The 15,861-nt window shown below is 41.3% G+C and carries 15 protein-coding genes; 10 read left to right on the top strand and 5 right to left on the bottom strand.

Annotation, left to right across the window (positions count from 1 at the left end; genetic code table 11):
* The first annotated feature begins 1 nt into the window (after position 1).
* Complete coding sequence (locus ACY8DT_RS04325) at positions 2-970, top strand: helical backbone metal receptor (RefSeq protein ID WP_462421705.1); 969 nt, start codon at positions 2-4, stop codon at positions 968-970.
* Positions 971-1,037: 67 nt separating this feature from the next.
* Complete coding sequence (locus tag ACY8DT_RS04320; RefSeq protein WP_462421704.1) at positions 1,038-3,020, top strand: alpha/beta hydrolase family protein; 1,983 nt, start codon at positions 1,038-1,040, stop codon at positions 3,018-3,020.
* A 20-nt stretch (positions 3,021-3,040) separates the two neighbouring features.
* On the opposite strand, the gene ACY8DT_RS04315 is transcribed toward ACY8DT_RS04320, so the two are convergent.
* The gene (locus ACY8DT_RS04315; protein ID WP_462421703.1) at positions 3,041-3,643 is read right to left on the bottom strand and encodes a hypothetical protein; all 603 of its coding nucleotides are present in this window, start codon (positions 3,641-3,643) and stop codon (positions 3,041-3,043) included.
* Between the two features lie 110 nt (positions 3,644-3,753).
* Between ACY8DT_RS04315 and ACY8DT_RS04310 the strand changes: the two genes are divergently transcribed.
* Complete coding sequence (locus ACY8DT_RS04310) at positions 3,754-4,857, top strand: M24 family metallopeptidase (protein WP_462421702.1); 1,104 nt, start codon at positions 3,754-3,756, stop codon at positions 4,855-4,857.
* A 156-nt stretch (positions 4,858-5,013) separates the two neighbouring features.
* A complete protein-coding gene (locus tag ACY8DT_RS04305) occupies positions 5,014-5,544 on the top strand; it encodes a phage lytic cycle repressor MrpR family protein (RefSeq protein WP_462421701.1) in 531 nt (176 codons plus the stop codon).
* A gap of 59 nt (positions 5,545-5,603) precedes the next feature.
* On the opposite strand, the gene ACY8DT_RS04300 is transcribed toward ACY8DT_RS04305, so the two are convergent.
* Complete coding sequence (locus ACY8DT_RS04300; RefSeq protein WP_462421700.1) at positions 5,604-6,065, bottom strand: hypothetical protein; 462 nt, start codon at positions 6,063-6,065, stop codon at positions 5,604-5,606.
* A 216-nt stretch (positions 6,066-6,281) separates the two neighbouring features.
* On the opposite strand from ACY8DT_RS04300, the gene ACY8DT_RS04295 reads away from it, so the two are divergent.
* From ACY8DT_RS04295 to ACY8DT_RS04285, 3 genes are all read left to right on the top strand, one after another.
* On the top strand, positions 6,282-7,340 hold the full coding sequence (locus tag ACY8DT_RS04295) for a PepSY domain-containing protein (protein ID WP_462421699.1): 1,059 nt from the start codon (positions 6,282-6,284) through the stop codon (positions 7,338-7,340).
* Positions 7,341-7,530: 190 nt separating this feature from the next.
* Positions 7,531-8,733: an MFS transporter gene (locus ACY8DT_RS04290; protein WP_462421698.1), complete on the top strand. Its 1,203-nt coding sequence runs from the start codon at positions 7,531-7,533 to the stop codon at positions 8,731-8,733.
* A gap of 101 nt (positions 8,734-8,834) precedes the next feature.
* Positions 8,835-9,881 (top strand): PepSY domain-containing protein, encoded by a 1,047-nt coding sequence (locus ACY8DT_RS04285; protein WP_462421697.1) that lies wholly within the window; start codon positions 8,835-8,837, stop codon positions 9,879-9,881.
* Positions 9,882-9,927: 46 nt separating this feature from the next.
* Here ACY8DT_RS04285 and nhaC read toward each other — a convergent pair whose 3' ends face one another.
* Together nhaC and ACY8DT_RS04275 are read right to left on the bottom strand one after the other, a co-directional pair.
* Entirely contained in the window at positions 9,928-11,400 is a 1,473-nt protein-coding gene (nhaC, locus tag ACY8DT_RS04280) for a Na+/H+ antiporter NhaC (protein WP_462421696.1), read from the bottom strand.
* A gap of 111 nt (positions 11,401-11,511) precedes the next feature.
* Complete coding sequence (locus ACY8DT_RS04275; protein ID WP_462421695.1) at positions 11,512-11,949, bottom strand: acyl-CoA thioesterase; 438 nt, start codon at positions 11,947-11,949, stop codon at positions 11,512-11,514.
* Between the two features lie 607 nt (positions 11,950-12,556).
* On the opposite strand from ACY8DT_RS04275, the gene ACY8DT_RS04270 reads away from it, so the two are divergent.
* The 3 genes from ACY8DT_RS04270 (at position 12,557) to ACY8DT_RS04260 (ending at position 15,272) form a co-directional block, all read left to right on the top strand.
* On the top strand, positions 12,557-13,987 hold the full coding sequence (locus ACY8DT_RS04270) for an IS1096 element passenger TnpR family protein (protein WP_462421694.1): 1,431 nt from the start codon (positions 12,557-12,559) through the stop codon (positions 13,985-13,987).
* 63 nt (positions 13,988-14,050) lie between these two features.
* A complete protein-coding gene (locus tag ACY8DT_RS04265; protein WP_462421693.1) occupies positions 14,051-14,533 on the top strand; it encodes an immunoglobulin-like domain-containing protein in 483 nt (160 codons plus the stop codon).
* 34 nt (positions 14,534-14,567) lie between these two features.
* Positions 14,568-15,272, top strand: a complete 705-nt coding sequence (locus tag ACY8DT_RS04260) for an MOSC domain-containing protein (protein WP_462421692.1) — start codon at positions 14,568-14,570, stop codon at positions 15,270-15,272.
* Between the two features lie 28 nt (positions 15,273-15,300).
* Here the strand turns inward: ACY8DT_RS04260 and ACY8DT_RS04255 are convergent, their stop codons facing one another.
* Positions 15,301-15,813 carry an acyl-CoA thioesterase gene (locus ACY8DT_RS04255; protein ID WP_462421691.1) on the bottom strand — a complete coding sequence of 171 codons (513 nt, stop codon included), beginning with the start codon at positions 15,811-15,813 and terminating at the stop codon, positions 15,301-15,303.
* Between the last annotated feature and the right edge of the window lie 48 nt (positions 15,814-15,861).

Raw genomic sequence — 15,861 nt, 5'->3', positions numbered from 1 at the left:
TGTGAAAAAAGTTTTAAGGCCTCTGGTCATGATCTTCTTAATCATGAACCTGTCAGGCTGCGGCATGATGATGATGCAGCAGCAACAGCAAGAGCAGAATGATTTTTCTGAACAGCAGGAGCCGACATCATCTGATTCGGATTTAAGCAGCGACGCAGACTCTGAGATAAACAGCTCAGAGTCTTTTTCTTTTGATAAAAGGATTGTGTCACTGATACCAAGCAATACTGAAATATTGGATGCTCTCGGTGTGAATGATGAAATCGTCGGCATCACCACTGTGGATACATATCCAGAAGATCTGGTCCAGAATCCGGACGTAAGTAAAATTGATGCATTTGAATTTGATATTGAGCAATTATTGGCATTGGAACCGACGCATATACTGTCTCATGAATCATCCCGTGCAATGCATGAGAGTTCATTGGAACTGATTGCTGCAGAAACCGGTGCAGAAGTGCTTTACGTGGAGGAAACGGAGACTGTCGACGGCATTCCTGAAACCATCACCAAAATCGGCCGGTTTATCGGAGAAGCCGGGAAAGCGGAGGAAGCTGCGGAAAACCTGGAAAAGGATATTTATAACATAGTGGAAAATGAGAGACGGGAACAAAATTATGATGCGGTCATCCAAATAGCGAACAGTCCTGAATTTTTTACGGCAGGTGACCATACTTTTTTACATGATGTTCTGGAAAAATTGAATGTTGATAACACTTTCGGTGACCAGACCGGCTTTATAAGCGCGAGTATTGAAGCAGTGATGGAGAGGAACCCGGATTACATAATATCAGTCAGCGGTGTGGATGAGACTGGATTAAGTGACGAAGTGGCAGATTTTCCGGGAACTGAAAACTTGACAATAAAATCTGAAGAGCGGCAGTGTGCAGTGGACCCGGATATCGTCACGAGACCGGGGCCGAGAATTACAGAAGGAATGATGGAAATTTCAAAATGTCTGGACCGCTGAGTGACTTATCACTCAAACATCCCCCTCATTAATGTTAAGATGAAGAAAACAGATGAGGGGGATTTTTGTGTCAAAAGTTGAAATAAAAGATATATTCGAAATAAAATCAGTCTCCGCTCCGGCAGTCGTTCCGGACGGCGGAGCTACATATTCAGTAACTTATCTGGATGAGAAATCCAATGATTATGTGACAAATCTATTTATGTTCGATGGGGGAGAGAGCAGACAGCTCAGTTATAAAAAAGAACGTATTTCCAATGTGGTGCATTCACCGAAGGGGGGACGGTCTTTATTTATAGCAAAAGGGGAGCATGATAAACCGCAGATTTTCCTTATCAGCCTGAACGGCGGGGAGAGGGAGCAGCTGACGCGTGAGAAAGAAGGCGTGGGCAGCGCGTTGTTTTCAAAAGACGGCAGGAAAATCTTTTATCATGTATCCAGTGAACCGCTGACGGAAAAGGAATTAAATGAAAATGAAGTCTCAGGAGAACAGGACGATAAGGAGAAGTTTCCCGAGCCTGTAATCATCGACCGCATGAAGTATAAGGCCGACAGTGTCGGTCTGCTTAAAGAGAAGTACCAGTCGGTCAAGTCGGTGGACCTGGAAACAAATGAAGTGACTGCACTTTTGTCAGGAGAAGAGAACTATACTCTTCATGCGAGTGTCGGCAGGGACACGGTCATCTTTTCGTCAGATGAAAGTGAAGATAGAGACTTTAATTTTTCACAGAAGCTCTATATTAAAAAGGGCAGCGGGAACAGTACAGAAATAATCAAAGATGAAGGTTCCATCATGAAAATCGATGTCAGTCCGGACGAAAAATATTTTTTGATGACTCACATGGGGCGCGGGTACGAGAATGCGACCCATGCAGAAATCGTTCTGCATGATTTAGAAAAAGGGACTTCTGTCTCTCTGACTGGAGAACTGGATAAGCCCGTCGGTGATTATGTTGCGGCAGACACGCAGCAGTCAGTGGAAATGAATCCGACTGTCTGGATTTCGAACACGGATTTCATCTTCCTGGTGTCCGAAAATGGCAGTGTAAATCTGTACACAGGCAATGTGAATGGGGAAATCAAACCGCTGCTTCAGGATGCGCATCATATATATGGGATGGATGCCGGAGAGGATTATGCATACTTGACGATTTCAAAGCCGGATCACCCGGGTGAACTTTATCAGTTTGATCTTAAAAATCACGAATTGAAACAGGTGACCGGCATCAACTCCCGCTATGTGAAAGAGAAAGATCTTGTCGTGCCTGAAGCGATTGAATATAAGAGTTTTGATGATACGACAGTGCATGGATGGTTTATGAAACCGGCAGAGTTTGAAGAAGGTGCTGAATATCCGATGGTCACGAATATTCATGGTGGACCGCATGCGTTTTATGCTAATACCTACTTTCATGAAATGCAGGTGCTCGCAGCGAAAGGGTATTCAGTTTTATATGTAAACCCGAGAGGTTCGCACAGCTATTCACAGAAGTTTGTAGATGCTGTAAGAGGTGACTACGGCAATGGTGACTATAAGGATATCATGGCAGGTGTGGATCATATCACTGCGCATTATGACTGGATTGATACGGATAATCTCGGAGTCACCGGCGGTTCATACGGCGGTTTTATGACGAACTGGATTGTCGGTCATACGAATAAATTCAAAGCGGCTGTCACACAGCGCAGCATTTCCAATTGGGTCAGCTTCAGAGGGGTCTCGGATATCGGGTATTATTTCAGTGACTGGCAGATCAGAGCGGACTTCAATGATATAGAGACGATGTGGCATCATTCTCCAATCAAATATGTGGATAATATAGAAACGCCGCTTCTGATACTTCACAGCGAGCATGATTACCGCTGCCCGGTGGAGCAGGGTGAGCAGCTTTTCATTGCATTAAAATATAAGAAAAAGGAAACCCGTTTTGTCAGGTTTCCTGCAGCAGACCATAATTTATCAAGGACGGGAAAGCCGAGCCTGCGCGTCGAAAGGCTCGAACATCTGACATCATGGTTTGATAAATATTTGGAACATAAATCAAAATGAATTCCCGCCGGCATATATATTTACAGCCATAATTGGAATATGTGAATCCTGTTCCAGATGTTGAACAGTATAAAGCTGAAAATGTGAATCCCGAGCACGCACAGTATGATGGCCCAGAAGATATCAATGGGCTCATCTTTCAAAGCACGCACCAGAAAATATGCCGGGTAAAGGTTGGCAGAGGTGAGTATGATGAGCACTGTCAGGCCGAAAAACAAGAACAGATGGTCGGTCTGTATGCCGAGAACATAGTATGAAAATAAAATACTGATAAACAGTATGATGGATATTAAAAATAAAAAGGTGCTGAAAATGGCATAATAGGAATATATTACCCTGAGGGCGATTCTTTTATGCCTGAACCACCTGACTAAAAAATATAGGAATAATATATTAAAGTTGATGAAGAGAATGATCAGTACCATTCTCAGAAACAATACAAAAAGATCATCTGTCACAGAAGTATTGCTTTCGCCGATCAGATCGTAGCCGATCAGGTAGCCGCTGAAACCGACGATTAAAATATAACCGGTCAACAGTACGAAAGAGGACAAAAACGGCAGTTTAAAACTGTCATTTATTTTAAAATGCAAATCATTGAATAATTGTAAGAAACGTTTCATTTTTATCACCGTTCATTTTTAACATCATTTTACAATGATAACATGAACGAGTTATATTTATGAGTAAGTTGCACTGATCAAAATGATAAAGTAAAGGATGAAAAATTCTAATGTCAATTTTTAAAGAGAGAGTTTCGAAGCTGGTCACAGGTATAAACGTAGATACGGTCATCCTCACAGATCCGACGAACATCTTTTATTTCACCGGATGTTTTATAGACCCTCATGAAAGAATGCTGGCCCTTATCATAGATGCAGAGTCTGAGGAAACGACCATGATGTACCCGGCTTTGGATCAGGAAATCGTCAATGATACGGCAGCAGTCGTCAATCATCTGCCGCACCGGGACGGTGAAGATCCTTTCAGATTGCTATTTGAACAGCTCGGACAGGGGCAGGATAAATCCATCGGAATCGAGGGTGGACATCTGATATATGACCGCTATATGAAATTGCGGGAAGAGTACTCTGCTGAAAGCATCCGTCCGATAGACGACGAGGTCAATGCACTGCGCGGCATTAAGAATGAAGAAGATAAAGCGCATCTGCAGGAAGCGGTGGACATTACAGAGAAAGCGTTATTTGATTTAATAGAAGATGGTGTCATCGGCAAGACTGAAAAAGAAATTGCAGATTATCTTGTAGAGAAGTTAAAATCATACGGGGCGATGGACGTTTCATTCGGACCTCTCGTACTCACCGGGGAAAATTCCGCCCTGCCCCATGGTTCCTCAGGGGACACCGAAGTACAGAACGGCGATTATCTGCTGATAGATTTCGGCATCATATCCGAATCCCGCTATGTATCAGATATGACGCGGACTTTCATCATCGGTGAACCGACCGATGAACAAAGAGATATTTACAATGCGGTTTATGAAGCGAATTTAGCAGGTGTTAAAGCTGCGGTCCATGGGACGGCGATGAATATCGTGGATAAACAAGCAAGAGACGTTATAAATGACTCCGGTTACGGGGAGTTTTTCACACATAGAATCGGCCACGGGCTGGGCTATGGCCTGCATGAGCAACCCTCCCTCGACAGTGAAAACAAGGAAGAACTGAAAATCGGCCACGTCGTGACAGTGGAGCCTGGAATTTATCAGCCCGGGTTCGGCGGTGTGAGAATCGAAGATGCTCTGTACATTGGTGAGGAAACGCATAATTTCAATAAATTTCCGAAAGAAATAGACCAGATAATATTGAACAAGTAGCAGAAACATCATCATAAAATGCCATCAGCCGGAAAGCTGATGGCATTTTATTGTGAAAAATCAATGAAATACATATATACTTGTATAAAAATATTGTGAAATAATATATAATATGTGATGGTAAAAATAAAAAGGTTACGGAGGATCAGAATTTTGATGAATAAAAGTTATATGTATCATTTAGATGATTTTAATAACTTCGTATTAACAGTCGAAAATGATTCTGATATCGCAATATACAGAGCTTTACTCGAAGGTATTAGAGGTGATGACTATTCGGAGATTAAAAACTTGAAATCATCATCAATAGAAATAGAGAATGATAAATTTTTTGTGAATTTATGCAATGAAGAGGATGGCATAAAATCATACCGCAAAATTGAAATCTCGGAACAATTATATGAAGACCTGATTTGTGCAGATCATCAGACATTCTATCTGGACTGTTCATGGAATACAGATGATATGGATCTCTATGAGTATGAGGAATCACCATATATATTCAAACCGTTGGAGTTTGGCAGCAACTCGGGCTCGGACGGCAAGATGGAAAACAGTACGATAAAACGATGCGAAAATATATTGAATCATTATTTTGCCGGAAAAAGCCGGAATGCAATTACATTTGTAGATTCAGGGACTGTCCTGAATGTTCAGTTCAAATTGAATTGGAAGATGGAAAGATGATCGTGCTGCAGCTGGTATACCGGCATGAAAAACGACCTCCTCGAGGTCGTTTTTTATTGTCATTCTGTGTCTTCTTCAAAAGAGACCATCGTGCCTTCAGTATTATCCGAAGATATGAATTCCAATTGAGCAAGATCGTCAGTATTGCTAAGAGAATAATCTACATCTGAAATCTCAGCTGTATATTTGACGTTCTTCTCAACGCTGGATGCCAGGTCGGAAAAGACTAGATTGAAATCCCCTTCATCATCGCTTAAAGTTATTTCCAGCCGGTCATCCACTGTTTTATATTCTCCTGTTAAATCCTGATCAGAATTGATGGTGACCTCTCCTGAATCGAATGAGAGAGACAATAATACTCTATTGGTATCTTCCTGCAGATTCGCCTGTTCTTCTGTTTCAAGAAGAGCAGAAGCATCAACAATCGTGAACGTACGACCGTTAAAGTCATCATCACCGCTACAGCCTGTAAGTATGATGGTGACCAGGAAAACCAGCATCCCCCAGGAAACACGGACCATCATGCTCCTCCTTTCCCATCACCTGCTGTAAATCAATAAACGTTTTTCAACTTATCATTAATTATCTCATAAACCGAAATAAATATAAAGAGAATATTGAGAAAAATCAAAATTTTCAAAGGTTTTAATCAAGTTTTAATAAATCGTTAAGTCTCCTTTAGGACAAGAACCGTATAGTGAAATCAATGAATCGTTATTGGGAGGTCAGTAAATAACATGAAATACTACTTGAGTATCATTATTTTTGGTGCGGTTCTGTTGATCACAGCGTGTACGACTGCCAATGCTGACACTGATTTGGAGTGGACACATAACAATAATCAGGGCGAAGCTAAAAACCGTGTCGCAGAGGAAATTAATGACTTAAACCATACACCGCAGGAAGCAGTGGATAAGATTAATTCATTGTATGAAGGCACAGTGGTAGAAGTGGAGCTCGATGAAGATGACGGTGTTTATTATTATGAAATCGAGATCGTGAATGATGAGATAAAGTACGAGAGTAAAGTGGATGCTGACAATCTGGCAGTAATCAAACTTGAAAAAGGTGACGCTGATAGTGAGGAATCACTGAACAGCGTGAAAAGAATTACTCCGGGAGCTGCACTTGATATTGCTGATGGAGAAGTTGACGGGGAAATTACCGGTTGGGAACTTGAAAATGATGAATACGAAATCCTTATAGAGACTGACGATAATTCAGTTGTCATCGAAATCGATGCATTGACGGCGGATGTTCTTAATAAAGAAATTAAAAAAGATGCGAAAAATAAAATCGATGGATCCGGTGGCAAAGGTGAGGACTCGGCAAATGATGAAGAAGCTGAGGATGAAAATACTGAAGAGCCAAAGAAGGATAAAGACAGCAAATCCGGCCAATCTGATGAACCTGACGACAGGGAGCCACCGGCCGAAGGGGAGTCAGAATCTGCTGATAAAAAAGATGAAGAACAGGAAAAAACGGCAGGAAAGCAGGTGCTAGAGGAAATTGGATCGGCGGAAGAACCTGCAGAGAAGACTGAGAATGCAGAGCAGCAGTCAAAAGATAACACTGAACAGCAGGATAACCAGACATCCGATTATAACAATGGTATACTGACGCCCGATGCGGCAATCAATATTGCACTGAACACAGTCGGCGGCATTGTGATTGAATGGGAATATGATGACGAGGATTTTGAATATGAAATTGAATTGATTGTAAATGGGCAGGAAGTCGAAGTTGAAATCAATTCAATTAATGGTTCGATAATAGAGATAGATTATGATGATTAAACAGCAAACCCGTCAAATCGAGAAGAGGATTTGACGGGTTTTGCCGTCCTCCCGACATGGCGCAAAAACGATGTCGGGGCAGAGAGAGTATCTCCCGACACGACGTCGGGTCCCAAGCAACTGCAATTTACTATAAAAGGATGCAGTGGTAGCATTGTAAATAACAGAATACTCATTGGAGATGCTGCTTATGAATTTTATAGAAAAGGGGACGCCGGAATTCAGGAAAGTTTCCATCGCTTTTTTTGCTGCCGGTTTTAATACTTTTGCAATTTTGTACACTGCACAGCCGCTGATGCCTGAATTCAGTGAGGCTTTTAATGTCACTCCCGCCACTTCAAGCCTTTCCCTGACTTTAACGACGTTGGCTTTAGCGGTCAGCATGATAATTTTCGGTTCGATTTCAGAAGCGGTCGGACGTAAACAAATAATGGTGGCATCGATGTTCGCAGCATCATTGCTTTGTGTACTCACGCCTTTAAGCGGAGAGAGCTTCACCATGTTACTTATTTTAAGAACTTTACAAGGTGTGGTCCTCGCCGGAGTGCCTTCCATAGCAATGGCATATATCAACGAGGAAATCCATCCTAAAAGTATGCCGCTTGCAATGGGGCTCTACATAAGCGGAAACTCACTCGGTGCAGTATTTGGACGTGTTTTTTCAGGATTGATGGGTGATGTATTTAATTGGCAGATCGCATTTTTAAGCATCGGACTCATCAGTGTCATTGCAACGATAGTATTTTGGAAGCTGCTGAACCCTTCCCGGAACTTTACAGCGCAGAAATTTTCTGTAGGCTCTTTGTTCGGATCCCTCATCGGTCATATGAAAAATCCAGTGCTGGTCAGCTTATACGGTGTCGGGTTTTTATTGATGGGGATGAATATTGCCTTGTTCAGCTATGTGACATTCGTCCTGCTCGGCGAGCCGTTTAACATTAACCAGTCGATTGTCAGCTGGATTTTCCTGATACTATTAATCGGTACAGTCAGTTCTACTGTAAATGGAAGTCTGGTGGTCCGTTTCGGCCAGGAGAAAGTACTTTACCTTGGATTGTTGATATTGACAACCGGTATATTGATCTTGTTCATACCGAACGTATTTACCATCATTTTGGGTCTGTCCCTGTTTACATACGGATTTTTTGCAAGCCACTCTGTAGTGAGCGGGCTCGTCGGCAGGAATGCAAGTAAGAATAAAGCCCAGGCTTCATCACTGTATCTGTTCTTCTATTATGTCGGTGCTTCTCTGCTTGGAACTTTTGCCGGACTGTTCTGGGTCAGCCATTACTGGCCGGGCGTCGTCTTTGTAAATCTCGTGGCAGCAATGCTGTGTTTCGTGCTGGTTACAATGGCAATCCGGTTGAAAAACAAGGAAAATGTCTCAAGTTAAAACAAACATTTCATTTTTTAATCATTCTTTAATTTTACTTTAAATGGCCTTTAGTTTTGGATGGTTATTATATAAGTAAGATAACAAGGAGGAGTTAGAAAATGAAAATTAATAAATATACTTTAATGGCAGGTACTCTGGCTTCGGCATTAGTATTGGGCGCATGTTCAACAGTGAGTGCAGATGAAAATCTGGAGTGGTCTGACGAAGATAACAACGGTGTCGCAAATGTCCAGACCGAAGAGACAAACGAGTTCAAGTATTCAGTTCAGGAAGCAGTTGATATGGCGAGCGAACGTTTTGAAGGTACTGCGACAGAAGTGGAACTCGATGAAGATGACGGTGTTTATTATTATGAGATTGAAATGGAAAACGGTGAAGATGAATATGAAGTTAAGATCAACGCTGACGACCTGAGTATCTCAGAGGAAGAAATTGACCGTGAAGACGACAAAGAAGCGGCCAGGGAAGAACAAAGAAAGACGACAACAGAGACAGATTCTCAGTCCATCGGCATGGACGAAGCAGTCCAGATAGCTAAAGACAAAGTCGGCGGCGGAGATGTCACTGATAAGGAATTCGACAAAGATGACAATGACTATGAAATTGAAATAGTTCATGAAGGTTTTGAATATGATGTGGAAATCAATGCAACGACAGGTGAAATAAAAGACTTCGATCAGGATGATGAGTCGGATGAAGGAACGCAGTCGACATCATCTGCAGATTCTGAGTTTATCGGAATGGAAAAAGCAGTCCAGATTGCCAAAGATAAAGTCGGCGGCGGAGATGTCACTGATAAGGAATTCGACAAAGATGACAATGATTATGAAATTGAACTGGTGTATGACGGTTCTGAATATGATGTCGAAATCAATGCAACGACAGGTGAAGTGACAGATATCGACCAGGAGAATAAATCAGACAGGGAGTATACAAACAACATCGAGTTTGAGGGTGAATTCATTTCATCTGAAGAAGCGCTGAACATCGCTCTGGATGCTGTCGGCGGCGGTACTGTAGATGAGTGGGATTTGGACAAGGAAGATAATGAATTCGATATAGAAATTGATTATGACGGTTCTGAATACGAAGTGGAAATCCACGCAACAACCGGAAAAGTGATTGACGTCGAACAGGATGACTAATGATCAGAAAGAGGGAAGCCCCGGCAAATTTTGCCGGGGCTTATTTTTATGCTTCTGCAGTTTTATGCTCTTCAGGGTAATGCTTGGCCAGGTAAGCATCGCGTTCTTCGTCTGACATTTTAGTGATGCCGAACCCGGTTGCAGCCAGGATCATCGCAATTACAGGCACTGTGAAGTTAAGAATCGCAAATGGTGCATACTCCCAGGCAGCAACGCCGAGTGTACCGTATATGAATACCCCGCAAGTATTCCACGGGATGAATACAGAAGTTAATGTACCGCCGTCTTCAAGTGAGCGAGATAAGTTTTTGGAATGCAGATTATTTTCGATAAAAGTTTTTAAATACATTCTTGAAGGTACGACAATTGAAATATACTGCTCTGAACATGTTGCGTTCGTTGCAAAGCAGGATACAATCGTTGCGGTAATAATACCAAAAGTGCCTTTCGCAACTTTAAGAATCTGCTGCATGATCGATTTAAGCATACCTGTATATTCCAAAATACCGGCAAAAGTCATGGCGACGATAGTCAGTGAAACTGTGTACATCATGTCCATAAGCCCGCCGCGATTAAAAAGTGAATCGACCATTTCGTTATTCGATTCCAATACATAGCCGTTCATCAGAATGGACGCAGCATCCGCAAATGCATCTCCCTGAATGAAGATATTACATATGAATCCGAGCAGTACTCCAATGACCAGAGCCGGCACGGCTTTCACTTTTAAAACAATACATAAAATAACTAAAGCAGGTACTAATAAAAGCCACGGGCTGATCACAAAGTTCTCACGCATGCTTGTCATCATGGCTTCAATATCTTCCGGAGAAGTTGTGCCTGTACCGATGACATTTATTCCTATGATGAAGAACGCAATCAGAGAAATAATCAGTCCGGGTACTGTCGTGTACAGCATATGTCTGATATGTACGAAGAGATCAGTGTTCGTCAGACCTGATGCCAGGTTTGTCGTATCAGATAGCGGTGACATTTTATCACCGAAATAAGCGCCGGAAATGACAGCGCCTGCAATCATTGCGGGATTGATTCCCATGCTCATGCCGATCCCCATCCCGGCAACACCGATAGTTGCCATAGTTGACCATGAGCTGCCGATAGCAAGTGAAACGATCACACAGATTATAAGGATTGTCACCAGGAAGAACTGCGGGCTGATAATCATGAGACCATAATAGATCATCGTAGCGACAACGCCGCCGCCGATCCACGAGCCGATGATCAGACCGACCAGCATGATGATTACGACAGCGGGCAGTGCAAGACGTATCCCCTTGTACATCATTTCTTCCAGATCATCCCATTTGAAACCGACTGCTGCAGCAACAATCATTGCGGTGGCTGTGCCGATAATTAAAGGAAGGTGCGGATCGGTTTCAAGTACCACTATTGCATACAGCATCGATATGACCATGACAATGAGCGGAAGCACTGCTAAGAAAAAGTTAAATTCTTTTTTTGTTTTATGTTCGAATAGTTGATTATTTGAATCAGGCATGTAAAAATCCCCTCCTTATTTTTAAGTATACATAGAGGGAGCGCTTACACAAGTGGAAATGAGTATAATAATACACCGGTGTATAAAACATCGGTGTATTATGAGCCGTTTTTACCCGTCTACTTTAATCTTTTCATATATTTGAAACCATTCAGGAAAGATCCGCTTGAAGGGCACCGGTTTAAATTCACCATCTACTTTTTTCACGACAACATGTGTTGTTGTGCCGTAAGTGCATAGTTCACCGTCGCCGTTTACAATTTCGACACCGTAATCTGTTCTCATGCCTGTGTTCTTTTTGACCCATGTTCTGACAAATGCACGGTCACCGTACTTTAACGCCTTTACATAAGTCACATCGAGATTATATACCGGTGCATAATATCCTTCACGCTCCATCGCAAGATAATCATAACCGATATCTGTGATCAGCTGCATCCGGCCCATTTCAAACCACTTTGGATAATTACCATGGTAAATAACGCCCATCATATCTGTATCTGCGTACATCACCTGAACTTCTATTTCAGAAATATAACCTTTTTCCATATGAGAAACGCCCTTTCCTAAAATTTGAATTATTTTTTATTATATCATTCAGAGAGTTTTTCGTAACTGGCATGTTTTGTAAATAAACTCCAATACATCTGAATTACAGATGCAGAAATTAAGAAGCTGTAATACTAATTGAGAAAAATCTAAGATTCAGTTTTCCGGCTTTTACAGCAAGAGGTATTTTAGTTAAAGAAGGAATAAGATGATTTTAACGGAGCTTCGATTCCATATCGAAGCGGTGATAGACTTGCAACGGAGCCTCGATTCCATATCGAAGCGGTGATAGACATCCAACGGAGCCTCGTTTCCATTACGAAGCGCTGTTAGACATCCAACCAAGAGAAAAGTATCACTCGCAGACTCAGTGATTTTCAAGCATTTATTCACCCATGACATAAAAACGACGCCTGCAAAAAGACACAAAACAGCGACACACAACCAATACAAATCACTGCATACCATATCAACACATACTGATCTTGATGAATAATCAGAATTAACTGATAATAGACAAAAATCAGTAGTGTATCATTACAATTTGTGATACATTTATAGTAAGAGATTGTCAAGGGGATGTTAGATGCACCAAAGGGGGAAAATTATGGGGGTTCAAGAATTTTACAGACAATTCATAACTGAAGAGATTTTGCAGGAATTGAGCAAAACGAGGAAAAGGGCATATCAATCGATTGATGAGTTTGTGGTCTACCGGTACCGGGAAATTACGAATCCGTATCATATCAGCTGGGTTGCTGAACAGTTGAGTACAGAGGAACTTAAACTGATAGATAAATTAAAATCGTCTAAGGCGAAGAATGGATATTACACAATTGATCTGTCGGATGGTGAGTATCCATTTTTAATCGATCAATATCTAGTCGTTCCCTTCAATGAGAGGAAGGGGGCTGTGCATGAAGAAACTCTGCGCAGTTTGATTGAAGAACTTAACAAAAATGATAAAGATCTTAAATGGCTGGAAGAGCTCAGTCCACTTAAGAAAACGATTCTTATGTCATATTCAGAGATGCGTCTCGAAGAGTTGTTAATGGGTATAACAATAACTCAACTGAAAGAAATTTCGAAAGCGCTTTCACACTCGCCGGCATCGCTTCAAAAAGCGATCTATGTCAATGATTTAAAAAGACTTCTGACAGATAAAGAGAAAATCAGGGAGATTCTTCTGTCTTTATCGGACGAAGCTTTTCAAGTGATAAGGAAACATGCAGAAAATGATTATCCTTTTTACAATAACATTAAGGAATATCAGGAGTTGATCAGTTTCGGATTGATTATCGTCATGGAGAATGACTATGGAATATCTCATCCGGAAGTGCTGAAAGCCATCAGGAGCACCAATTTGAAAAAAGTCAAAAGTCAGCGTTACAAGAATAATATATTGAGAAATAAAGAAAGCCAATCATCCTACAATGCTTATAGGGTGAAAATATCTTTAGTAGGCGGCAGTGATATTATTTTTCGCGAAATGATTATTCCGACACGTCTGAACTTTTATGAGATGCACTTGATCATTCAAATTGCTTTTGGATGGAGCAAAAAGTTTTATGCTGAATTTTTAAATGATAATTATGTCATCCGGGTATATTCGGAAGACACGACGGGAGAAACCAAAAAGAAACCAGTATTGCTTTCCAGTTATACTCAGGTGGATGCATTTTTATCAGAACTTGGCACAGTGAGCTATATTTATAATTACAAAGCGAAATGGCATCATAAAGTTGAACTGGTGGAATTTATTTCGAAGGATGAAGATGTATACCCGGAAATAGTGGATTACGGAGGCCCCAGTCCGATTGAGCAATCGGAAGGGATCGAAGATTTTGACAGACTTCATATGATTTTACAGGATAAAAATAATCCGGAGTATAAAAAGACGGCGGAGTTTGCCAGATTGTCCAATTATAAAATAAGGTATCCTAAAAGTGCCATCAACCGGAAGCTTAAAAGAATATTTTCCAAACAATATGCATTGACGGAATTTAACGATGAAGATTCAAAATCAGGGGATAAATAAGGCGAAGGTCTCTTCGTCTTTTTTGTCTTTATATTATAATTGGAGTGAGGAAGGTGATTGAAAATGAAAAGATTTTCAATATTCATCGTATTATTTCTCACTCCTTTTATTTTAAACGCTGTAATCAGCCCGGTCACTCCGGATTTGCTTGAAGATCCGAGCCCCAGGCAGGAACTTCCAAGTTCAAATAAAAGTCTCGAAATGAATGTCATCGAGCCTGATCTTGAACAATCAGCTTTAAAAATTAAATTAAGCATTAAAAATACCGGCGATTCAATTTTTGGCTACGGAAAATTTTTCTATGTTGAGAAAAAAGTTGATGGAAAGTGGTATATGCTTACATTGGAAGATTCGGTCTTCAAAGATTTTTCTGCCTTTGATAACTATGGTAAAGCGATACCGCCCGATGAAACCAGAACAACAAAGATTGACCCGTCCGACTATTCTTTAAACCTGGACAGCGGTGAATACCGGATTGTAAAAGCTTTCAGATATCATGATGATACGAAAGTCTTCTGGTTAACAGATGAATTTAAAGTTGTATAATGAAGATAAATGACATTCATTGGGGGCGGTTGCCATGGAATTGGGTAAAGTGAAATATTTATTTGTGGGTAAGGCCAGAACATATGGAGATAATAGCGCAGAGCAAAAGATGGATCAGGAATGGACGACAGCAATATACAGGGAGAAAACAGAGGAAGCAGTCTATCTGGCAGAAACAGGTTTTGAAAATGATGAAGTCGGAGACAAACGCAATCACGGGGGACCTGAAAAAGCGGCATTCTGTTATAATATCGAGCATTATGACGAATGGAAGAATGAGCTTGGACAGGAGATGCACGCAGGTGCTTTCGGCGAAAATCTTGCGGTAACCGGTCTTGATGAATCAAATGTCTGCATCGGTGATATTTATCAATTGGGAGAAGCCAAAATACAAGTCTCGCAGCCGCGCAGACCATGCTGGCGTCCGGCAAGAAAACATCGGATCATTGATTTAGCCTTAAAAATTGAAAACTCAGGGAGGACTGGCTGGTACTTCAGAGTGATCGAAGAAGGCAGAGTGCAGGCGGGAGAAGGCTTCCAGCTGCTGGAAAGGCCGCATCCTGAGTGGTCGATCGATGCATGCAATGAAGTGATGTACAACCAGAAGGATAATTACGGTCTGGCAGAAAGTTTAAGAGATGTAGAACTTTTAGCTGAAAGCTGGCAGAAATCTTTGCAGAAACGTCTGGATGGCATACCTGAAAATAAAGAACCGAGAGTTTTTGGTCCAAATAGATAAGGAGACGGCAAATCGCCGCCTCCTTATTTTATTCTTCGATACTTTTTAAAAATTCGATTGTTTCCTTGCTTTTCACACGCTGATTCTGACGTTTCTGAATACGGTCTTCCGCAGTTTTGAACAACCATTCCTCATGCTGGTTTGTCGGATATACTTTCGGCACTTCAACTTTCTTACCATCTTCATCTACAGCAACAAAAGTTAAAAAGCTCAGCACCGCAAGGTCACTCTTATGTGTGAAAGGATTATCGACTTTAATCTGTACACAGACTTCAAGTGAAGAAGTGCCGACATGAGAAATGTACGCTTCATATGTAACGATTTCACCGGCGCGTATCGGTTTTAGAAAGTTTACAGAGTCGATGGAAGCCGTTACACAGTTTTTTTCAGCGTGTTTCATCGCAGCGATGGCTGCTATCTCATCAATATTAGCTAACATCTTGCCCCCGAACATCGTGTTCAAATGATTTGTATGCTCAGGGAAAACCTGTGTAGTTTTGATCGATTTTGAAAAGCTCATTGGTTTTTTATTGACAGTCATTTTAGCTACCCCTAAGTAATAAATTTTTATACAATTATAATCTTATCA

The organism is Salinicoccus sp. Marseille-QA3875, assembly GCF_054950095.1.
Note: the sequence above shows the minus strand (reverse complement) of the source record. Positions and strands in the feature narration are given on the sequence as shown.

Excerpts from the sequence above, each read along its gene's own strand:
- ACY8DT_RS04315 (WP_462421703.1), bottom strand. The coding sequence starts at position 3,643 with ATGAAACGTTTCTTACAATTATTCAATGATTTGCATTTTAAAATAAAT.
- ACY8DT_RS04310 (WP_462421702.1), top strand. The coding sequence starts at position 3,754 with ATGTCAATTTTTAAAGAGAGAGTTTCGAAGCTGGTCACAGGTATAAAC.
- ACY8DT_RS04305 (WP_462421701.1), top strand. The coding sequence starts at position 5,014 with ATGAATAAAAGTTATATGTATCATTTAGATGATTTTAATAACTTCGTA.
- ACY8DT_RS04300 (WP_462421700.1), bottom strand. The coding sequence starts at position 6,065 with ATGGTCCGTGTTTCCTGGGGGATGCTGGTTTTCCTGGTCACCATCATA.
- ACY8DT_RS04295 (WP_462421699.1), top strand. The coding sequence starts at position 6,282 with ATGAAATACTACTTGAGTATCATTATTTTTGGTGCGGTTCTGTTGATC.
- ACY8DT_RS04290 (WP_462421698.1), top strand. The coding sequence starts at position 7,531 with ATGAATTTTATAGAAAAGGGGACGCCGGAATTCAGGAAAGTTTCCATC.
- ACY8DT_RS04285 (WP_462421697.1), top strand. The coding sequence starts at position 8,835 with ATGAAAATTAATAAATATACTTTAATGGCAGGTACTCTGGCTTCGGCA.
- nhaC (WP_462421696.1), bottom strand. The coding sequence starts at position 11,400 with ATGCCTGATTCAAATAATCAACTATTCGAACATAAAACAAAAAAAGAA.
- ACY8DT_RS04275 (WP_462421695.1), bottom strand. The coding sequence starts at position 11,949 with ATGGAAAAAGGTTATATTTCTGAAATAGAAGTTCAGGTGATGTACGCA.
- ACY8DT_RS04270 (WP_462421694.1), top strand. The coding sequence starts at position 12,557 with ATGGGGGTTCAAGAATTTTACAGACAATTCATAACTGAAGAGATTTTG.
- ACY8DT_RS04265 (WP_462421693.1), top strand. The coding sequence starts at position 14,051 with ATGAAAAGATTTTCAATATTCATCGTATTATTTCTCACTCCTTTTATT.
- ACY8DT_RS04260 (WP_462421692.1), top strand. The coding sequence starts at position 14,568 with ATGGAATTGGGTAAAGTGAAATATTTATTTGTGGGTAAGGCCAGAACA.
- ACY8DT_RS04255 (WP_462421691.1), bottom strand. The coding sequence starts at position 15,813 with ATGACTGTCAATAAAAAACCAATGAGCTTTTCAAAATCGATCAAAACT.